At 66.8% G+C, this 14,899-nt stretch carries 17 protein-coding genes and 1 tRNA gene; 12 read left to right on the forward strand and 6 right to left on the reverse strand.

Annotated elements, in window-relative coordinates:
* The first annotated feature begins 119 nt into the window (after positions 1 to 119).
* Positions 120 to 593: a hypothetical protein gene (locus tag ACLBWH_RS05180; protein ID WP_322848226.1), complete on the forward strand. Its 474-nt coding sequence runs from the start codon at positions 120 to 122 to the stop codon at positions 591 to 593.
* Between the two features lie 59 nt (positions 594 to 652).
* On the opposite strand, the gene ACLBWH_RS05185 is transcribed toward ACLBWH_RS05180, so the two are convergent.
* The 3 genes from ACLBWH_RS05185 to ACLBWH_RS05195 all read right to left on the reverse strand — a co-directional run bounded on the left by ACLBWH_RS05185 (position 653) and on the right by ACLBWH_RS05195 (position 2,120).
* Entirely contained in the window at positions 653 to 931 is a 279-nt protein-coding gene (locus tag ACLBWH_RS05185) for a hypothetical protein (RefSeq protein WP_447797256.1), read from the reverse strand.
* The gene (locus ACLBWH_RS05190) at positions 928 to 1,923 is read right to left on the reverse strand and encodes a hypothetical protein (protein ID WP_447797258.1); all 996 of its coding nucleotides are present in this window, start codon (positions 1,921 to 1,923) and stop codon (positions 928 to 930) included. The genes ACLBWH_RS05185 and ACLBWH_RS05190 overlap by 4 nt, the downstream gene beginning before the upstream one ends.
* Before the next feature lie 110 nt (positions 1,924 to 2,033).
* Positions 2,034 to 2,120 (reverse strand) — tRNA-Leu (locus tag ACLBWH_RS05195).
* A 130-nt stretch (positions 2,121 to 2,250) separates the two neighbouring features.
* Here ACLBWH_RS05195 and ACLBWH_RS05200 point away from each other — a divergent pair.
* Complete coding sequence (locus ACLBWH_RS05200; protein WP_447797260.1) at positions 2,251 to 3,618, forward strand: MATE family efflux transporter; 1,368 nt, start codon at positions 2,251 to 2,253, stop codon at positions 3,616 to 3,618.
* Here ACLBWH_RS05200 and ACLBWH_RS05205 read toward each other — a convergent pair.
* A complete protein-coding gene (locus ACLBWH_RS05205; RefSeq protein ID WP_447797261.1) occupies positions 3,590 to 4,351 on the reverse strand; it encodes an MJ0042-type zinc finger domain-containing protein in 762 nt (253 codons plus the stop codon). The two genes, ACLBWH_RS05200 and ACLBWH_RS05205, sit on opposite strands and share 29 nt — an antisense overlap.
* A 171-nt stretch (positions 4,352 to 4,522) precedes the next feature.
* Here ACLBWH_RS05205 and ftsE point away from each other — a divergent pair, with 171 nt between their 5' ends.
* The 6 genes from ftsE to ACLBWH_RS05235 are packed head-to-tail and all read left to right on the forward strand — an operon-like array spanning position 4,523 to position 9,046.
* Entirely contained in the window at positions 4,523 to 5,233 is a 711-nt protein-coding gene (gene ftsE, locus ACLBWH_RS05210; protein ID WP_038664725.1) for a cell division ATP-binding protein FtsE, read from the forward strand.
* Positions 5,230 to 6,096 carry a cell division protein FtsX gene (locus tag ACLBWH_RS05215; protein ID WP_447797263.1) on the forward strand — a complete coding sequence of 289 codons (867 nt, stop codon included), beginning with the start codon at positions 5,230 to 5,232 and terminating at the stop codon, positions 6,094 to 6,096. Before ftsE ends, ACLBWH_RS05215 begins: the two co-directional genes overlap by 4 nt.
* A complete protein-coding gene (locus tag ACLBWH_RS05220) occupies positions 6,093 to 6,629 on the forward strand; it encodes a YdcF family protein (RefSeq protein ID WP_447797265.1) in 537 nt (178 codons plus the stop codon). The genes ACLBWH_RS05215 and ACLBWH_RS05220 overlap by 4 nt, the downstream gene beginning before the upstream one ends.
* A complete protein-coding gene (locus ACLBWH_RS05225; protein ID WP_447797267.1) occupies positions 6,626 to 7,351 on the forward strand; it encodes a lysophospholipid acyltransferase family protein in 726 nt (241 codons plus the stop codon). The genes ACLBWH_RS05220 and ACLBWH_RS05225 overlap by 4 nt, the downstream gene beginning before the upstream one ends.
* A gap of 28 nt (positions 7,352 to 7,379) precedes the next feature.
* Positions 7,380 to 8,588 (forward strand): LL-diaminopimelate aminotransferase, encoded by a 1,209-nt coding sequence (locus ACLBWH_RS05230; protein WP_447797269.1) that lies wholly within the window; start codon positions 7,380 to 7,382, stop codon positions 8,586 to 8,588.
* Positions 8,588 to 9,046 carry an acyl-CoA thioesterase gene (locus ACLBWH_RS05235; RefSeq protein ID WP_447797271.1) on the forward strand — a complete coding sequence of 153 codons (459 nt, stop codon included), beginning with the start codon at positions 8,588 to 8,590 and terminating at the stop codon, positions 9,044 to 9,046. The genes ACLBWH_RS05230 and ACLBWH_RS05235 overlap by 1 nt, the downstream gene beginning before the upstream one ends.
* 208 nt (positions 9,047 to 9,254) lie before the next feature.
* On the opposite strand, the gene ACLBWH_RS05240 is transcribed toward ACLBWH_RS05235, so the two are convergent.
* Positions 9,255 to 10,730: a phytoene desaturase gene (locus ACLBWH_RS05240; protein WP_447797273.1), complete on the reverse strand. Its 1,476-nt coding sequence runs from the start codon at positions 10,728 to 10,730 to the stop codon at positions 9,255 to 9,257.
* A 25-nt stretch (positions 10,731 to 10,755) separates the two neighbouring features.
* The gene (gene crtY / locus ACLBWH_RS05245) at positions 10,756 to 11,922 is read right to left on the reverse strand and encodes a lycopene beta-cyclase CrtY (protein ID WP_447797274.1); all 1,167 of its coding nucleotides are present in this window, start codon (positions 11,920 to 11,922) and stop codon (positions 10,756 to 10,758) included.
* Positions 11,923 to 11,997: 75 nt separating this feature from the next.
* On the opposite strand from crtY, the gene ACLBWH_RS05250 reads away from it, so the two are divergent.
* From ACLBWH_RS05250 to ACLBWH_RS05265, 4 genes are all read left to right on the forward strand, one after another.
* A complete protein-coding gene (locus ACLBWH_RS05250) occupies positions 11,998 to 12,504 on the forward strand; it encodes a GNAT family N-acetyltransferase (RefSeq protein ID WP_447797275.1) in 507 nt (168 codons plus the stop codon).
* Between the two features lie 252 nt (positions 12,505 to 12,756).
* Positions 12,757 to 13,581 (forward strand): sterol desaturase family protein, encoded by an 825-nt coding sequence (locus ACLBWH_RS05255; protein ID WP_322848213.1) that lies wholly within the window; start codon positions 12,757 to 12,759, stop codon positions 13,579 to 13,581.
* Complete coding sequence (locus tag ACLBWH_RS05260) at positions 13,550 to 13,936, forward strand: DUF2141 domain-containing protein (RefSeq protein WP_322848629.1); 387 nt, start codon at positions 13,550 to 13,552, stop codon at positions 13,934 to 13,936. The genes ACLBWH_RS05255 and ACLBWH_RS05260 overlap by 32 nt, the downstream gene beginning before the upstream one ends.
* Positions 13,937 to 14,022: 86 nt before the next feature.
* A complete protein-coding gene (locus ACLBWH_RS05265) occupies positions 14,023 to 14,871 on the forward strand; it encodes a MipA/OmpV family protein (RefSeq protein WP_322848628.1) in 849 nt (282 codons plus the stop codon).
* Positions 14,872 to 14,899 lie beyond the last annotated feature (28 nt).

Here is a 14,899-nt window from a genome sequence, read left to right on the forward strand (position 1 = left end):
CGATCGCGCGTCCGGGCCGGTCGACGACCCAATATTGGTCATGTCCCCTAAATAGTTGTGTTTTTTCTTTGCCTGAATGGTAGGCAGACGATCGACAAACGACGCTTGGGGAACGCGACGTGCCACATGAGTCCATCGCCGGACTGGTCAAAGACCTGACGACGCAACTCTCCGCGATCGCGGTGGAGTTCGGGACGCGCGCCGATCGCCTCGCCGATACGACGGGCGGCACCGGGGAGGCGCAGGCCGTCGCCACGCCGCTCAACGGGCGCGAGCTGGCCAAGCAGTTGCTGGCGCAGCGCCAGGCGCGGTTCGACCATTTTCCCGCCGAACTGTTCCACGAACCCGCCTGGGACATGCTGCTCGCATTGTTCGTCGCGCACGAGGAGCGCCGGACGATGAACGTCAAGACGCTGGTCGGCAGCGCGCATGCGCCGGTGACCACCTCGCAGCGCTGGATCGACCATCTGCACAAGCTCAAGCTGATCGACCGGGTGATCGACCCGATTGACCGGCGCCGCATGGAAATCTCGCTGAGCGATTCGGGCTATGCCGCGATCACCGCCTATTTGCGGCGGATGGGAGCGGGGTGAGGGGCAGACTTTTGACATCGCGCGTCGCCACGACCGTTTGAATTATTTGCTTGCATTTTTCAATTACCATCAAGGAGCGAAGGCTCCAAGGATAGATCAACTGGAATATCTCTCACAAATTTATCATCACCCTCGTCGTACTCAGATGATATGTTTTCAAAGGCTGTGACTAATTTTCTTAAGAATGACTTGTCTAAGGATTCTAGATCGGCGGAAATCTGTTCTATAAGATGTACGGTAATATCGTTTTCAATGGCATCTTCATCTAATCCTTCTATAAATAACAGCAGGTTCGCTATTAAACGAGCAATTTGGGACGCGATTAGGTCATCGTTCATAGCTCTGCCTTTCTTGTACTGATGTTTGTAGTTTTCAGCTTATTTAGGATTTTGTTGGCCGTAAGGACCTTTTGGTCGGTAGGAAGTTCGTAGATCGCATGAACGCCGTGTTCCCTCAAAACCGCATCTTGCCGTAAAATTTGTTTTTTAGAATTTGGTCTGGAAGTCAAATTCCATTTGCGATCTATTAGATGCTTACCGTCTATACCGTCAAATTTGACTGGGCGCTTTGTGCCATCCGCTAGCGTTCGCATCAAGGCGGGGGCATGGCCCGGGCGGGCGCCTGGCGCAGCATCATTGTACAACTTATGTATACTTTTTCCGCCGACGTTCTCTTTGACCCATACTAACTTAGGAGTCGGAGAGCGGACTGGCAGCGACACGCGCATCTTCGCGAGTTTGGAGATTTGTCCCAAGACCTTCGCGCCGCGATACATCGCAAAGTCAGTGGCGTTTTTGCTAAGAAAATAGCCAAATTCCTCCGGGGATTTTTCGCTGATTTTGGTAGCTATGTTTTTGAGTCTTTCGACCGTCGGCTTTTCTTCGTCAGCAACAAACCTGTCAATACTACTGGCTAAAGATAGATTAGAATTAACTATTGTTGTAACTGGGTGAGCGGCTAATGATTTTGCTGAACGCACTACCCCTGAGAAACTGCCAGCTACTCCTTTGATGACGCCGATATCAAAATTTACTTGTGATTTAATAGGCGCCAATAGCAAAGTAGCTGCTTTATCGGCCATATTTGGTTTTTCATTACCGACTTCAGGTAACTGTCTTCCAGTCGGTATTATCCCTCTCCGCTGCACCTTTGCAGGAGGCGTCGTGGCCTCAACACTTCCGCTTCCCGCGGTAGTAAACCGGCCGTCCCTCGGATCATGCCAGGGATTGAACTTCCATTCGGTGCCATCCGCACCCCTAGCGACTGGCCATCGTCCGGTCCGCAACCAGACCGCATAGGCCCGCCGTTTCGCCTCGATCGACACCTGCATATCGCCGCTCCATCCCGTTGCGACGAGAACAGATCAGCAACATTTTCCAACAAGACAAGAGAAAACCCGCAACCTCATGAGGCGCGGGCTATAACTCTGTCTGCAAACAGTGGTGCGGCCGAGAAGACTCGAACTTCCACGGGCTTTCGCCCACAACGACCTCAACGTTGCGCGTCTACCAATTCCGCCACGGCCGCACGTGAAGAACACCGGGCTGAGCCGGCATCTGGCAGGCGCAGGCCCCTAGCAAAGGCTCGTGCGCTCCGCAACGCCCCTTTTTCATATCCTGCGCTTTTCGCTGTCATCAGGACGCGGTAGCGCGCCGCCATGGCCAGCACCTTCCCCCGTCTGACGACCCGTGCCGAGACGCGATTGCTGCTCGCGCTCGCCTGGCCGGTGGCGCTGACCAGCCTCAACTGGACGTTGCTGCAGGTCACCGACGTGATGGTCGTCGGCCTCGTCTCGACCGAGGAGGTGGCGGCGCTCGGCGCCAGCCGCGCGCTCGGTTTCGTCGGCATCGTCACCGGCCTGTCGTGGCTGTCGGGGGTGCTGGTGATGGCGGCGCGTGCCGACGGCGCCGGCGACCTGCCGCGCACCGGTGCCGTGCTGCGCGAAGGGCTGCTGCTCGGCCTGCTGCTCGGGCTGGCGATCGGCGCCTTGTTCCTCGTCGCCGCCGAGCCGCTGCTCGCGCTGATCGGCGTCGCCGCCGACCGGATCGACGAAAGCGCGCGCGTCGTCCGCGCCTTCGCGATCGCTTATCCGTTCCAGCTGGTGAACGTCGCCGCCGCCTTCTTCCTCGAAGGGGTGAGCCGTCCGCGGCGCGTCACCGTCGTCAACCTCTCGGTACTGCCGGTCAACGCGCTGCTCGCTTGGGCGCTGTCGGCAGGGCATCTCGGCCTGCCGGCGCTGGGCGCGGTCGGGGCGGCGCTGGCGACGTCGATCGCCGCGCTGCTCGGCGCGATCGGCATGGTGGCGAGCGTGCTCACCCTGCCGCGGGCACGGGCGCGCGGCGTGCTGCGCTTCGACGCCGCGGCGTGGCGCGCGGTGCCGCGCGGCGCATGGGCGCTGGCGGTGTTCGGCACCGTGCCCGCGGTCGCCTCCGGGCTGGAGCTCGCCGGCTTCTCGATCCTGATCGCGCTGTCGACGCAATTGGGCGACGCCGCGGCGCACGCCTTCCAGATCGTGTTCGCGATGCACAACGTCACCTTCGCGGTCGCGCTGGGTCTCGGCTCGGCGGCGGGCGTGCGGGCGGGCAATGCGGTGGGCGAGGGCCAGCCGGTGGCGGCGATCCGTCGCACGCTGATCGCGGTCGGCCTGTCGGTGCTCGCGCTCGGGCTCGGCGCGACGTTGCTCGCGGCGACGGCGCCGGTGCTGGTCGCGCTGTTCCCGGCGACCGCGGAGGTGCATCGGATCGCCGCGGCGATGCTGCCGCTCTGGGCGCCGTTCATCGTCTTCGACGGCATCCAGGTGGTGCTGGTCTATGCGTTGCGCAGCCTCGGCGATCAGGTCGCGGCGGGGGTCAACAGCATCCTCGCCTATTTCGTCGTCACCGGCGGCGTCGGCTGGTGGCTGGTTCACCATGACGGCGGCGCGTCGTCGCTGGTCTGGGCGTCCGGGATCGGAATGCTCGCCGCCGGGCTGCTGCACGGCGGGCGGTTCGCTTTGGTCAGTTCGCGGCTTCGCCGGCGAAGCTGAGTTCGAGCCGTTTCGAATTCGCCGGCACGTCGAGCTTGGCCGAGTTGAAGTCGATCGTGCCGCCCGGATTGAGCGTGCGCTGCTGCGGCGTGATCGTCCAGCTGTAGACGATGCGGCCCTGCGCATCGCGCAATTCGGCGCGGATATCGGGCACGCGCTGGCGCTCGGTCGACGGATTGCTGACCTGGCCGCTCACCGCGAACAGCTCCGAACCGTTCTCCAGCCCGCGCCGCTCGATCGGATTGTCCTTGAGCCGCAGCGGCGATTCCTGCGCGCCGATCGGCAGGCCGATGCGCGCGAGCAGTCCGGGCGCGCCGAGGAAGACGATCGCGGCGACGCCGGCGATCATCAGCAGTCCGGCGAGCACCGCGATCACCGTCCAGCGTTTCGACGTGTTGCGGCGCGGGCGGAACGGCGGGCGTGGCGCGAAGGCGTCGTAATCGGGCGCGGGCAGCACCGATTCGGCCGCGGCCGCGGGCCGGACCGGGGGAATCGCCGCGGGTTCGAGGAAGGCGGGCCGTTCGGGCTCGACCGCCGCGACCGGCTGCGCCGATTCGAACGGCGGCATCGGATCGACGACCGGCGGCGGCGGCGGCGGCGCGGGCTCGGGCGGCGGCGGGTCCTGGAACCAGCTATGCCGGCAATTGGCGCAGCGCACGGTGCGACCCTCGGTCCCGATCGCGCTGTCGGGCACCAGATAGCGGGTGCTGCATTCGGGACATTCGAGGATCATGCGCGACGCTTTACGGACGGGTGCCGGAACCATGACCGGGACTGCGTGCGATTCTAAGCACGTGACCCGCCCGTGTGGCAAGCTTGAAGCCGCGCGCCGCCCATGCGAAGGCTGTCGGCAGGGCCGGTTGCGGCCCCGGACACCCCAGACGGAGCGGTTGCGGCCAGGCGCATGGCAAATATCGTGCAGTTCGAAAATGTTGGGCTGCGCTATGGCGCCGGGCAGGAAACCCTGTCCGACATCAGCTTCACGCTGGGCAGCGGCGCCTTCTATTTCCTCACCGGCGCCAGCGGCGCGGGCAAGACCTCGCTGCTCAAATTGCTCTATCTCGCGCAACGGCCGAGCCGCGGCGTCATCCGCCTGTTCGGCGAGGATGCGGTGACGATGCCGCGCAGCCGCCTGCCCGGATTCCGCCGCCGCATCGGCGTGGTGTTCCAGGATTTCCGCCTCGTCCCGCATCTCTCCGCCTGGGACAATATCGCGCTGCCGCTGCGCGTCGCCGGCGTGCCCGAAGAGGATATCGAACAGCCAGTGCGCGAGATGCTCGGCTGGGTCGGCCTCGGCGACCGGCTGCACGCCCGCCCGGCGACGCTGTCGGGCGGCGAGCAGCAGCGCGTCGCCATCGCCCGTGCGGTGATCGGCCGGCCCGAGGTGCTGGTCGCCGACGAGCCGACCGGCAACGTCGATCCCGAAATGGCCGACCGGCTGATCCATCTGTTCGAATCGCTCAACACGCTCGGCACGACGGTAGTCGTCGCGACGCACGATTATCAATTGCTCAGCCGCGTGCCCGGCGCGCAGATGATGCGGCTCGACAAGGGCCGGTTGCTCGATCCGACCGGCATGCTCCGCTACCCGCCGCCACCGCGGGGGCAGGGATGAGCGGCGCGGATCGGCGTGTGCTCGACGAGGCGGGCGGTTTGCGCGCGATGACCTGGGTGATGGCGATCATGCTGTTCCTCACGCTGCTCGCCGCGGCGCTGGGGCTCGGCACGCGCCAGTCCGCGCAGGCGCTCGAACGCCAGCTCGCCGGCCGGCTCACCGTGCAGGTGGTCGAGGGCAGCCCGGCGACGCGCGACGCGCTCGCCCGACGCACGCTCGCCGCGCTGCGCGCGCTGCCGCAGGTGCGCCGCGCGACGCTGGTCGATCGTGCCGAGCTGACCCGCACGCTCGCACCGTGGCTCGGCGATGCCGGAGACGATGCCGATTTGCCGGTGCCGGCGATGATCGACGTCGATCTCGCCGCCGCCGCGCCCGGGCCGGTGATCGCCGCGGCGAGGCGGATCAGCGCAGTCAGCCGCGTCGACCGCCACCAGCGCTGGATGTCGCCGGTCGGCGGTTTCCTCGACACGTTGACCTGGCTCGCGTTCGCGCTGGTGCTGCTGATGCTCGGCGCGACCGGGGCGGTGGTGGTGCTCGCGGCGCGCGCCGGGCTGGAGACGCATCGTGCGACGATCGAGGTGATGCATATGCTCGGTTCGACCGACGTGCAGGTCGCGCGGCTGTTCCAGCGGCGGATCGCGCTCGACGCGGCGCTCGGCGGCGTCGCCGGCGGTGCGGGCGCACTCGCGGTGCTGCTGTTCCTGGGGACGCGGCTCGCCGCGCTGGGATCGGAGCTGCTCGGCGGCATCACGCTCGATGCGGGCGATTGGGGGCTGCTCGTGCTGCTGCCGCTAGGCTTCGTCGTGCTGGCGACGCTGGCGGCACGGGTCACCGTCGTCACCGCGCTGAGGCGGTCGCTGTGATCGTCCGGCTGTTCGGTCTGGCGGCGCTCGCCTGGTGCCTGGGTTTCGCGGCGTTCATGCTGATGCTGCCCAAGCCGCTCGCCCCCAACACCACCGATGCGATCGTCGTGCCGACCGGCGGGGCGGGGCGGATCGATCGCGGCATCGCGCTGCTCCAGGCGCGGCAGGCGCGGCGGATGCTCGTCACCGGCGTCGCGCCGGGCGTGCGGCCGATCGACCTGGCGCGCGAATATAAGGTGCCGGTGACGCTGTTCGGCTGCTGCATCGATCTGGGCGCCGACGCGGTCGACACCCGCTCGAACGCCGAGGAGACCGCCGCCTGGGTCAAGACGCACGATTATCGCACCGTCCGCCTCGTCACGTCCGACTGGCACGTGCCGCGCGCGCGGATGGAGCTGGCCGCGGCGATGGGGCCGGGGGTGCAGGTGCTCGGCGACGGCGTGCCCAGCACGCCGCGGCTCGGCACTTTGGTGAACGAATACAACAAATTGATCCTGCGGCGCGTGGCGCTGTGGCTGGGGGTAGGGGCATGAACCGGCTGCGCACGATCCTGTTCGCGACGTTCTTCTATATCTTGTCGGTGCCGATCGTCATGAGCGTGCCGGTCTCGGCGCTGTTCGGGCGGCGTGCGGTGATCCGCCATGCGCACGTCTGGGCGCGGATGCACCGCTTGCTCTACCGGTACATCATGGGCGTCCGCGTCCGCGTCGAGGGGCAGGTGCCCGCCGGCACCTATTTCTTCGCCGCCAAGCATCAGGCGATGTTCGAGACGCTGGAGCTGCAATTGCTGCTCGGCGACCCCGCGATGGTCATCAAGCGCGAGCTCAGCCGCATCCCGTTCTGGGGGTGGGCGGCGATGCGCTATGGCGGGATCATCGCCGATCGCGAGGCTTCGGCGGGCGCGCTGCGCTCGATGATGCGCGCCGCCAAGGCGCTCAAGGCGGAGGGCCGCTCGATCCTGATCTATCCGGAGGGCACCCGCGTCGCCCCCGGCGAGCAGCCGCCGCTGCAATCGGGTTTCGCCGGCCTTTATCGCGCGCTCGCGCTGCCGGTGGTGCCGGTCGCGCTCGATACCGGTCTGGTCTGGCCCAGGCACGGCCCCAAGCGTCCCGGCGTGGTGACGATCCGCATCGGCGAGACGATCCCGCCCGGCCTGCCGCGCGAGGCGATCGAGGCGCGGGTCCACGATGCGATCAACGTGCTCGACCGCGAGCGGCGGGATTATCGGATGGTGCAAGCGCCGCCCGCGGCGTAGGGTGGCGGGGTCAACTACAAGGTGACCCATGTCCGACGATTTCTACCGCATCAAGCGCCTGCCGCCCTATGTCATCGCCGAAGTCAACGGCATGCGGGCCGCGGCGCGCGCGGCGGGAGAGGACATCATCGATCTCGGCATGGGCAATCCCGATCTGCCGCCGCCCGCGCACGTGCTCGACAAATTGATCGAGGTGACGCGCAAGCCCGATGCGCACGGCTATTCGCAGTCGAAGGGCATTCCCGGCCTGCGCCGCGCCCAGGCCAATTATTACGGCCGCCGCTTCGGCGTCGACCTCGATCCCGAAACCGAGGTGGTGGTGACGATGGGGTCGAAGGAGGGGCTGGCCAGCCTCGCCACCGCGATCACCGCACCGGGCGACGTCGTGCTCGCGCCCAATCCCTCCTATCCGATCCACACCTTCGGCTTCATCATCGCCGGTGCGACGATCCGCGCGGTGCCCACCACCCCCGACGAAGCCTATTTCGAAAGCCTCGAGCGCGCGATGGCGTTCACCGTGCCGCGGCCGTCGGTGCTTGTGGTGAACTATCCGTCCAACCCCACCGCCGAGGCGGTCGATCTCGCCTTCTACGAACGGCTGGTCGCGTGGGCGAAGGAGAACCAGGTCTGGATCATCTCCGACCTCGCCTATTCGGAACTGTATTACGACGGCAATCCGACGCCCTCGATCCTGCAGGTCAAGGGCGCCAAGGACGTCGCGGTCGAATTCACCTCGCTGTCCAAGACCTATAGCATGGCGGGCTGGCGGATCGGCTTCGCGGTCGGCAACGCCAAGCTGATCGCGGCGATGACGCGGGTGAAATCCTATCTCGATTACGGCGCGTTCACGCCGATCCAGGCGGCGGCCTGCGCCGCGCTGAACGGCCCGCAGGACATCGTCGAGAAGAACCGCCAGCTCTATCACAAGCGCCGCGACGTGCTGGTCGAGAGCTTCGGCCGGGCGGGGTGGGACATTCCGCCGCCGCGTGCGTCGATGTTCGCCTGGGCGCCGCTACCGCCGGCGGTCGCGCATCTCGGCAGCCTCGAATTCTCCAAGCAATTGCTCACCCATGCGCAGGTCGCGGTGGCGCCGGGCGTCGGCTATGGCGAGAACGGCGAGGGTTTCGTCCGCATCGCGCTGGTCGAGAACGAGCAGCGGCTGCGCCAGGCGGCGCGCAACGTGAAGCGCTACCTCCAGTCGATGGGCGTCAACACGCCGAGCCGGACCGCGGGCTGATGCTGCTGCGCGCCGCCGCCGACGGCGCGGCCGGCGGCGGCCCGCGCGAGGGCTTCGCCTTCGCGACGCGCTTCCGCGTGCGCTATGCCGAGATCGATGGGCAGAAGGTCGTCTTCAACTCGCGCTACCTCGAATATGCCGACGTCGCCGCGACCGAATTCTGGGAATGGACCGGGATCGGCGCGGCGCTGGGGCCGGTGTGGGAGCAGCTCGAATTCCACGTCCGCAAGGCGGAGGTCGACTATCTCCGCCCGTTCGTCTGGGGCGATACGGTCGCCGCGCACGTCCGCATCGCGCGGGTCGGCGGCACCAGCATGACGATGGCGATGGACATGGCGCACGGCACGACCGGGGACCTGCACGCGACCGTGTCGCTGGTGATGGTCAACGTGCATCTGCCGACGGGGCGGCCGGCGCCGATCCCGGAAGTGGTGCGGGGGTTTCTGGAGGCGTTGTAGAAACAAGCATTCCTCCCCGGAACGGGGAGGGGGACCAGCGAAGCTGGTGGAGGGGGGCTTCCACGAGCGCTATCGTTTGAGGAAGCCCCCCTCCACCACGCCGCTGCGCGTCCCGGTCCCCAGCGTCAGGTCGATCATGCCCCGCATGATCGAGGATCGTCCGGGGGACGATCCGACCTGGCGCTCCGTGCCGGGGAGGAATGAGCGTTTATCGCGCCGCCATCATCAGTGCCGCCGTCGCCTTGGCGCTTCCGACCACACCGGGGATGCCCGCGCCGGGATGCGTGCCCGCACCGACGAAATACAGGTTCGGGATATGGTCGTCGCGGTTGTGGACGCGGAAATAGGCGCTTTGCGTCAGCACCGGTTCGAGGCTGAACGCGCTGCCCAGATGCGCCTTCAGGTCGGTCGCGAAATCGTTCGGCGCATAACTGAACTTGGTGACGATCCGCTCGTGGATGTCGGGGATCAGCCGCCGCCCGACCTCGTCGAGGATGCGCTTTTCCAGGATCGGTCCGACCTCGTTCCAGTCGACCGGGAACTTGCCCATGTGCGGCACCGGCGCCAGCGCATAGAAGGTCGAATGCCCCTCCGGCGCGAGACTGGGGTCGGTGACGGTCGGATGGTGCAGGTAGAGCGAGAAATCCTCCGCCAGCACGCCGTGATCGTAGATGTCGGCGAGCAGTTCCTTATAGCGCGGCCCGAACAGGATCATGTGGTGCGGGATGCCCGGCCATGTGCCCTTGATGCCGAAATGGACCACGAACAGCGACGGCGAATAGCTCTTGCGCTCGAGCCGCGCCTTGGTCCGCTGCGCACTGCGCGAATCGCTCAACAGGTCGCGATAGGTGTGCATGATGTCGCTGTTGGCGGCGACCGCATCGGCCTGCGCTTCCCAGCCGCTCCCGCAGCGCACGCCGGTGGCGCGGTCGCCCAAGGTTTCGATCGAGGCGACGGGATCGCCAAGCCGCAGCGTGCCGCCGATCCGCTCGAAATGCGCGACGAGCCCGGCGATCAGCCGGTTGGTGCCGCCCTTGGCGAACCACACGCCGCCGTCGCGCTCCAATTTGTGGATCAGCGCATAGATCGCGCTGGTCGTCATCGGGTTGCCGCCGACCAGCAGCGTGTGGAAGCTCAGCGCCTCGCGCAGTTTCTCGTTCTGCACGTATTTCGACACGATCGAATAGACCGAGCGCCACGCCTGGTATTTCGCCAGCGCCGGCGCCGCCTTGATCATCGAGGCGAAGTCGAGGAACGCGACATGGCCGAGCTTCTCATAGCCCTCGCGATAAACGCCTTCGGCATATTCGAGGAATTTGTGATAGCCGGCGATATCGGCCGGATTGAGCTTGCCGATCTCGCGCTGGAGCAGCGCCTCGTCGTTGGTGTAATCGAAATTGGTGCCGTCGACCCAGTTGAGCCGGTAGAAGGGCGTCACCGGTTCCAGCGTCACGTCCTCGGCCATGTCGCGGCCGGTGAGCGCCCACAATTCCTGCAAGCAGGCGGGATCGGTGATGACGGTGGGACCCGCGTCGAAGGTGAAGCCGTCGCGCTCCCAATAATAGGCCCGGCCGCCGGGTTTGTCGCGCGACTCGACGATGGTCGTCGCAATTCCTGCCGATTGCAGGCGGATTGCGAGCGCCAGCCCGCCGAACCCCGCACCGATGACGATCGCCGACTTCATGTTCGTTTCCATTCCTCTGCGCGGGTTACCGCCATGCCGTCGTTCGCAGGACCCTGATCGCACTGCCCACCGGGACCGGTGGCTTGCCCGTCAAAATCCGTATCTTGTCCTTGAGACTGGATCGCCCCGCATAGAAACGGGTGATCAGCGTCGGGTCGAGACGGTAGAAGCGCTCGATGATGCGCCAACGTTCCGCCGGATCGCCCGCACGGAACATCATTGCGCTCAGCATGCGATAGAAGGCGCCGTGCTTCCACGCCGCGCGGGCGTAATCGTGGGTGAAGTCCGCCAGCGCCCGGCCCGCGAAATCGGTGCGTTCCGCCAGTCGCACCGCCAGCCGTACCGCGTCGGGCAGCGAATAGCCGGTGGTCGGCTGGAACAGCCCGGCGCGCATCCCCGCCTTGGCGACGTTGGCGCCGCTCGACCGCCAATAGGCCTCGAAATCGCCCCCCAGCGTGATCGGCAGCACGCCCGCCTCGGTGCGCAGCACGCTGTCGACCTGCCAGCCGCGGCCCGCGGCATAAGCGGCGATCCGCAGCCCCAGCGCGGCGCGGTCGACGTGCGGCGTGTCGCTGTAATAGGTGTCCTCGACGAACATGCGGTCGGCGGCGAAGGGCAGGCAATAGACGAAGCGATAGCCGTCGATCTGCTCCACCGTCGCGTCCATCACCGTCGGGCCGGCGGCGCCGTGCGGCGCGTGGAGCAGCAGTTCCTGCCCGACGAACTTCTGCCAGCCGAGATCGAGCACCGACAGGTCGCCGGGCCCCCGGCAGTCGATCACCCCCTTGGCGGCGATCCGGTCGCCGTCGGCGAGCACCACCGCGGTCGCCGAGGCGGCGAGCACCTTGCGCCCGAGCATCATCGCCGGCGCTGGCAGCGTCGCGCGGATCACCGCATGCAGCCGCTCGCTGGTCACCGAATGATAGGTCGCGTCGATCTGCCGCGCGAGGTGCGGGAAGGCGACGTCATAGCCCTGCCAGTCGTGCACCGTCAGCGGCGTGACCAGCCAGCGATCCTGTGGCGCGATGTCGCTGCCGAAGAACGACCAGACGTGGTCGCCGCCGAGATGCGGTGCCGCCTCGATGATCCGCACGTCGAGGCCGGGGTGCCGCGCGCGCAGCGCCAGCGCGATCAGGCAGCCGGCGAGGCCGCCGCCGACGATCGCCACGTCGCAAGGGATGGTCGAACCCATGCCTGCGCCTAGCCCAAAGCGCACGACGGGAGAACCGGCTTTTACGCCGCCGCGCGCCGCGCTAGCCTCGCCGGCATGACGCCGCCCGTCCTCGCCACTGATCGCCTGATCCTCACCGTCCATCGCCCCGCCGATCTCGACGCGCTCGCCGCAATGTGGGCGCATCCCGCGGTGTTCGAACGGATCGGCGGCGTCGCGCGCAGTCGCGAGGAGGTGTGGCTCCGCCTGCTCCGCTCGATCGGCCAATGGCAGGCGTTCGATTACGGCAGCTGGGTGGTCCGCGACCGCGCCGGCGGCCTGGTCGGCGAAGTCGGCCTGCTCGAGTCACGCCGCGCGATCGATCCGCCGCTGATGCTGCCCGAGATGGGCTGGGCCCTCTCCCCGGCGGCGCACGGCCGCGGTTACGCCGGCGAGGCGCTCGCGGCGGTGTTCGCCTGGACGCAGGCGCAGGGCATCGCGCGCACGACCTGCATCATCGATCCGGGCAACGCGCCGTCGCTCCGGCTGGCGGCGCGGCTGGGGTACGAATTGGTGCGCACGGCGGATTACAAGGGCCGGACGATACGTGTGTTCGAACGGTAATTCCGTCCTCGCTTTAGTTGGGGAGGGGACCGCTGGCTGCAGGCCGGTGGCGGAGGGGGCGTCTCCGTAAATGCTGAGCTGACCGTATCCTCCCCCTCCGTCACGCCCTTCGGGCGCGCCACCTCCCCCTGGCGGGGGAGGATCGAAGTGCTTGTTTTCCCTTTGCAGAGCCGAAGATGGGGAATGCCGCACAAGCCAAGCCAGTCGCTTCCGCCATATCCCCGCGTCGGGAAATCCGCTACGTCCCGTGCCATGCTGCTCGCCGTCACCCTGTCCGCGCTGGCGATGACGATGATCGTCGGCGTGCGCTATCTCCTCGTCTCCGGTGCGTTCGCCGCGGCGACGCGGCTGCGCCATCCCGGCCTCTACCGCGGGCTCGATGCGCAGATGCGGCGCGAGATCGCATGGAGCCTCGCCTCCGCCGCGATCTACGGCATCCCCGCCGGCGTGCTCGCCTGGGGGTGGCAGGCGCATGGCTGGACGCGCGTGTATCGCGACGTCCACGCTTATCCTTTATGGTATTGGCCGGTATCGATCCTGCTCTACCTCGTCCTCCACGACACCTGGTTCTACTGGACGCATCGCTGGATGCACCGGCCGGCGGTGTTCAAGGCGGCGCATGCCGTCCACCACGCCAGCCGCCCGCCGACCGCCTGGGCGGCGATGGCCTTCCACCCGATCGAGGCGCTCACCGGCGCTGTGGCAATTCCGTTACTGGTGCTGGCAATTCCGATCCATGTCGCCGCTCTGGGCTTCGTGCTGGCGACTATGACGGTTATGGGCGTAACCAATCACATGGGCTGGGAGGTTTTCCCGCGGTTCATGTGGCGGGGGCCATTGGGCGGTTGGCTGATCACCGCCAGCCATCATCAGCGGCACCATGAGCAATATGGATGTAACTATGGGCTCTACTTCCGGTTCTGGGACCGCCTCTGCGGCACCGATCGCGGCGTCGGCGATTTCGCGCGCAGCCACGCGCGTGCCAAGGCGCAGGCGCAGCAACCGGCCGGTGGCGCTCGCCGCGCTGTTGCCGGCGGCGGCGCTGGTGCTCGGCGCGGCGCCGATCGCGCGGCTTGACGTTGCCGTCAGCCAGATGCGTTCGGCCAAGGGGCTGCTGCGCGTCTGCCTGACCGCCGATCCTGACAATTTCCCCGCCTGCGTCGACGATGCCGATGCGATCACCCGCTCGGTGCCGGCCAATGCGCACAGCCTGCGCTTCGAGGGCCTGCCGCACGGCCAATATGCCGTCGCGGTGATCCACGACGAGAACAGCAACGCCAGGCTCGACACCTTCGCCGGCATCCCGCGCGAAGGCTTCGGCTTCTCGCGCAATCCGCCGATCCGCTTCGGCGCGCCGCACTTCGCCGCCGCACGCTTCGCGGTGACCGGTGATGCAAATCAGCAACAGATACGGATGCATTACATCCTCTGATCGGTCGGCAATGGATAGCAACCGGCTTCCGCCGCGTTACGGCGTCGTAACAGGTTTGGAGCCGTAGTTTGTCCGCCAAGATCTTGATGCCGCTCGCGCTCGCCGCCGCTGCCGTATTCGTCACCCCGGCCGCCGCGCAGGAGGCCTCGGCGCCCGTGCAGTCGACCGAATTCGATTTCAACCGCGATACCGTTACCGTCGGCGCCGCCGGCGTCTATCTGAGCGATTACGAAGGCTCGAACGACTATCGCTTCACCGCCGCGCCGGGCGCGGTCGGCTCGATCAAGGGCTATGGCTTCGTCCTTGCCGGCAACCGGATCAGCGTCGACCTGATCCGCGACAAGCCCGGCCCCGTCTGGGACGTGCAGGCCGGCCCGATCGGCGTCGTCAACTTCAACCGCAGCAGCCTCAAGAGCATCGACGATCCCCGCGTGCGCGCGCTCGGCAAGGTCGATACCGCGATCGAGCTCGGCGGCTATGTCGGCATCGGCAAGACCGGGGTGATCACCAGCCCGTACGACCAATTGTCGGCGACGGTCAGCTATCGCCACGATGTCGCCAATGCGCACGACAGCGGCATCTGGCAGCCGAGCGTCAATTACATCACGCCGCTGAGCGAGAAGATGGCGGTGGCGATCTTCGCCTCGGCCGAGCGCGCCGGCCGCGGCTATGCCACGACCTATTATTCGGTGTCGCCGGCGCAGACGCTGGCGAGCGGCCTGCCGACCTACAATGCGCGCGCCGGCTGGAAGAACTATTCGCTCGGCGGGCTGTTCACCTATTCGCTGACCGGCAATTTGCTCAAGGGCTTCAAGGTCGTCGCCGGCGGCACCTATGTTCGCATGCTCAACGGCTTCGCCGACAGCCCGCTGGTCAGCGTCGCCGGGTCGCGCAACCAGTGGCTGGGCGCGGTCGGGCTCGCCTATACGTTCTGAAGGCAAGAGCATCCAACCATCGTCCCGG

This window comes from Sphingomonas sp. M6A6_1c (genome assembly GCF_053345135.1).

Excerpts from the sequence above, each read along its gene's own strand:
- crtY (WP_447797274.1), bottom strand. The coding sequence starts at position 11,922 with ATGGGTTCGACCATCCCTTGCGACGTGGCGATCGTCGGCGGCGGCCTC.
- ACLBWH_RS05255 (WP_322848213.1), top strand. The coding sequence starts at position 12,757 with ATGCTGCTCGCCGTCACCCTGTCCGCGCTGGCGATGACGATGATCGTC.
- ACLBWH_RS05200 (WP_447797260.1), top strand. The coding sequence starts at position 2,251 with ATGGCCAGCACCTTCCCCCGTCTGACGACCCGTGCCGAGACGCGATTG.
- ACLBWH_RS05265 (WP_322848628.1), top strand. The coding sequence starts at position 14,023 with ATGCCGCTCGCGCTCGCCGCCGCTGCCGTATTCGTCACCCCGGCCGCC.
- ACLBWH_RS05185 (WP_447797256.1), bottom strand. The coding sequence starts at position 931 with ATGAACGATGACCTAATCGCGTCCCAAATTGCTCGTTTAATAGCGAAC.
- ACLBWH_RS05215 (WP_447797263.1), top strand. The coding sequence starts at position 5,230 with ATGAGCGGCGCGGATCGGCGTGTGCTCGACGAGGCGGGCGGTTTGCGC.
- ACLBWH_RS05225 (WP_447797267.1), top strand. The coding sequence starts at position 6,626 with ATGAACCGGCTGCGCACGATCCTGTTCGCGACGTTCTTCTATATCTTG.
- ACLBWH_RS05190 (WP_447797258.1), bottom strand. The coding sequence starts at position 1,923 with ATGCAGGTGTCGATCGAGGCGAAACGGCGGGCCTATGCGGTCTGGTTG.
- ACLBWH_RS05235 (WP_447797271.1), top strand. The coding sequence starts at position 8,588 with ATGCTGCTGCGCGCCGCCGCCGACGGCGCGGCCGGCGGCGGCCCGCGC.
- ACLBWH_RS05205 (WP_447797261.1), bottom strand. The coding sequence starts at position 4,351 with ATGATCCTCGAATGTCCCGAATGCAGCACCCGCTATCTGGTGCCCGAC.
- ACLBWH_RS05240 (WP_447797273.1), bottom strand. The coding sequence starts at position 10,730 with ATGAAGTCGGCGATCGTCATCGGTGCGGGGTTCGGCGGGCTGGCGCTC.
- ACLBWH_RS05230 (WP_447797269.1), top strand. The coding sequence starts at position 7,380 with ATGTCCGACGATTTCTACCGCATCAAGCGCCTGCCGCCCTATGTCATC.
- ftsE (WP_038664725.1), top strand. The coding sequence starts at position 4,523 with ATGGCAAATATCGTGCAGTTCGAAAATGTTGGGCTGCGCTATGGCGCC.
- ACLBWH_RS05250 (WP_447797275.1), top strand. The coding sequence starts at position 11,998 with ATGACGCCGCCCGTCCTCGCCACTGATCGCCTGATCCTCACCGTCCAT.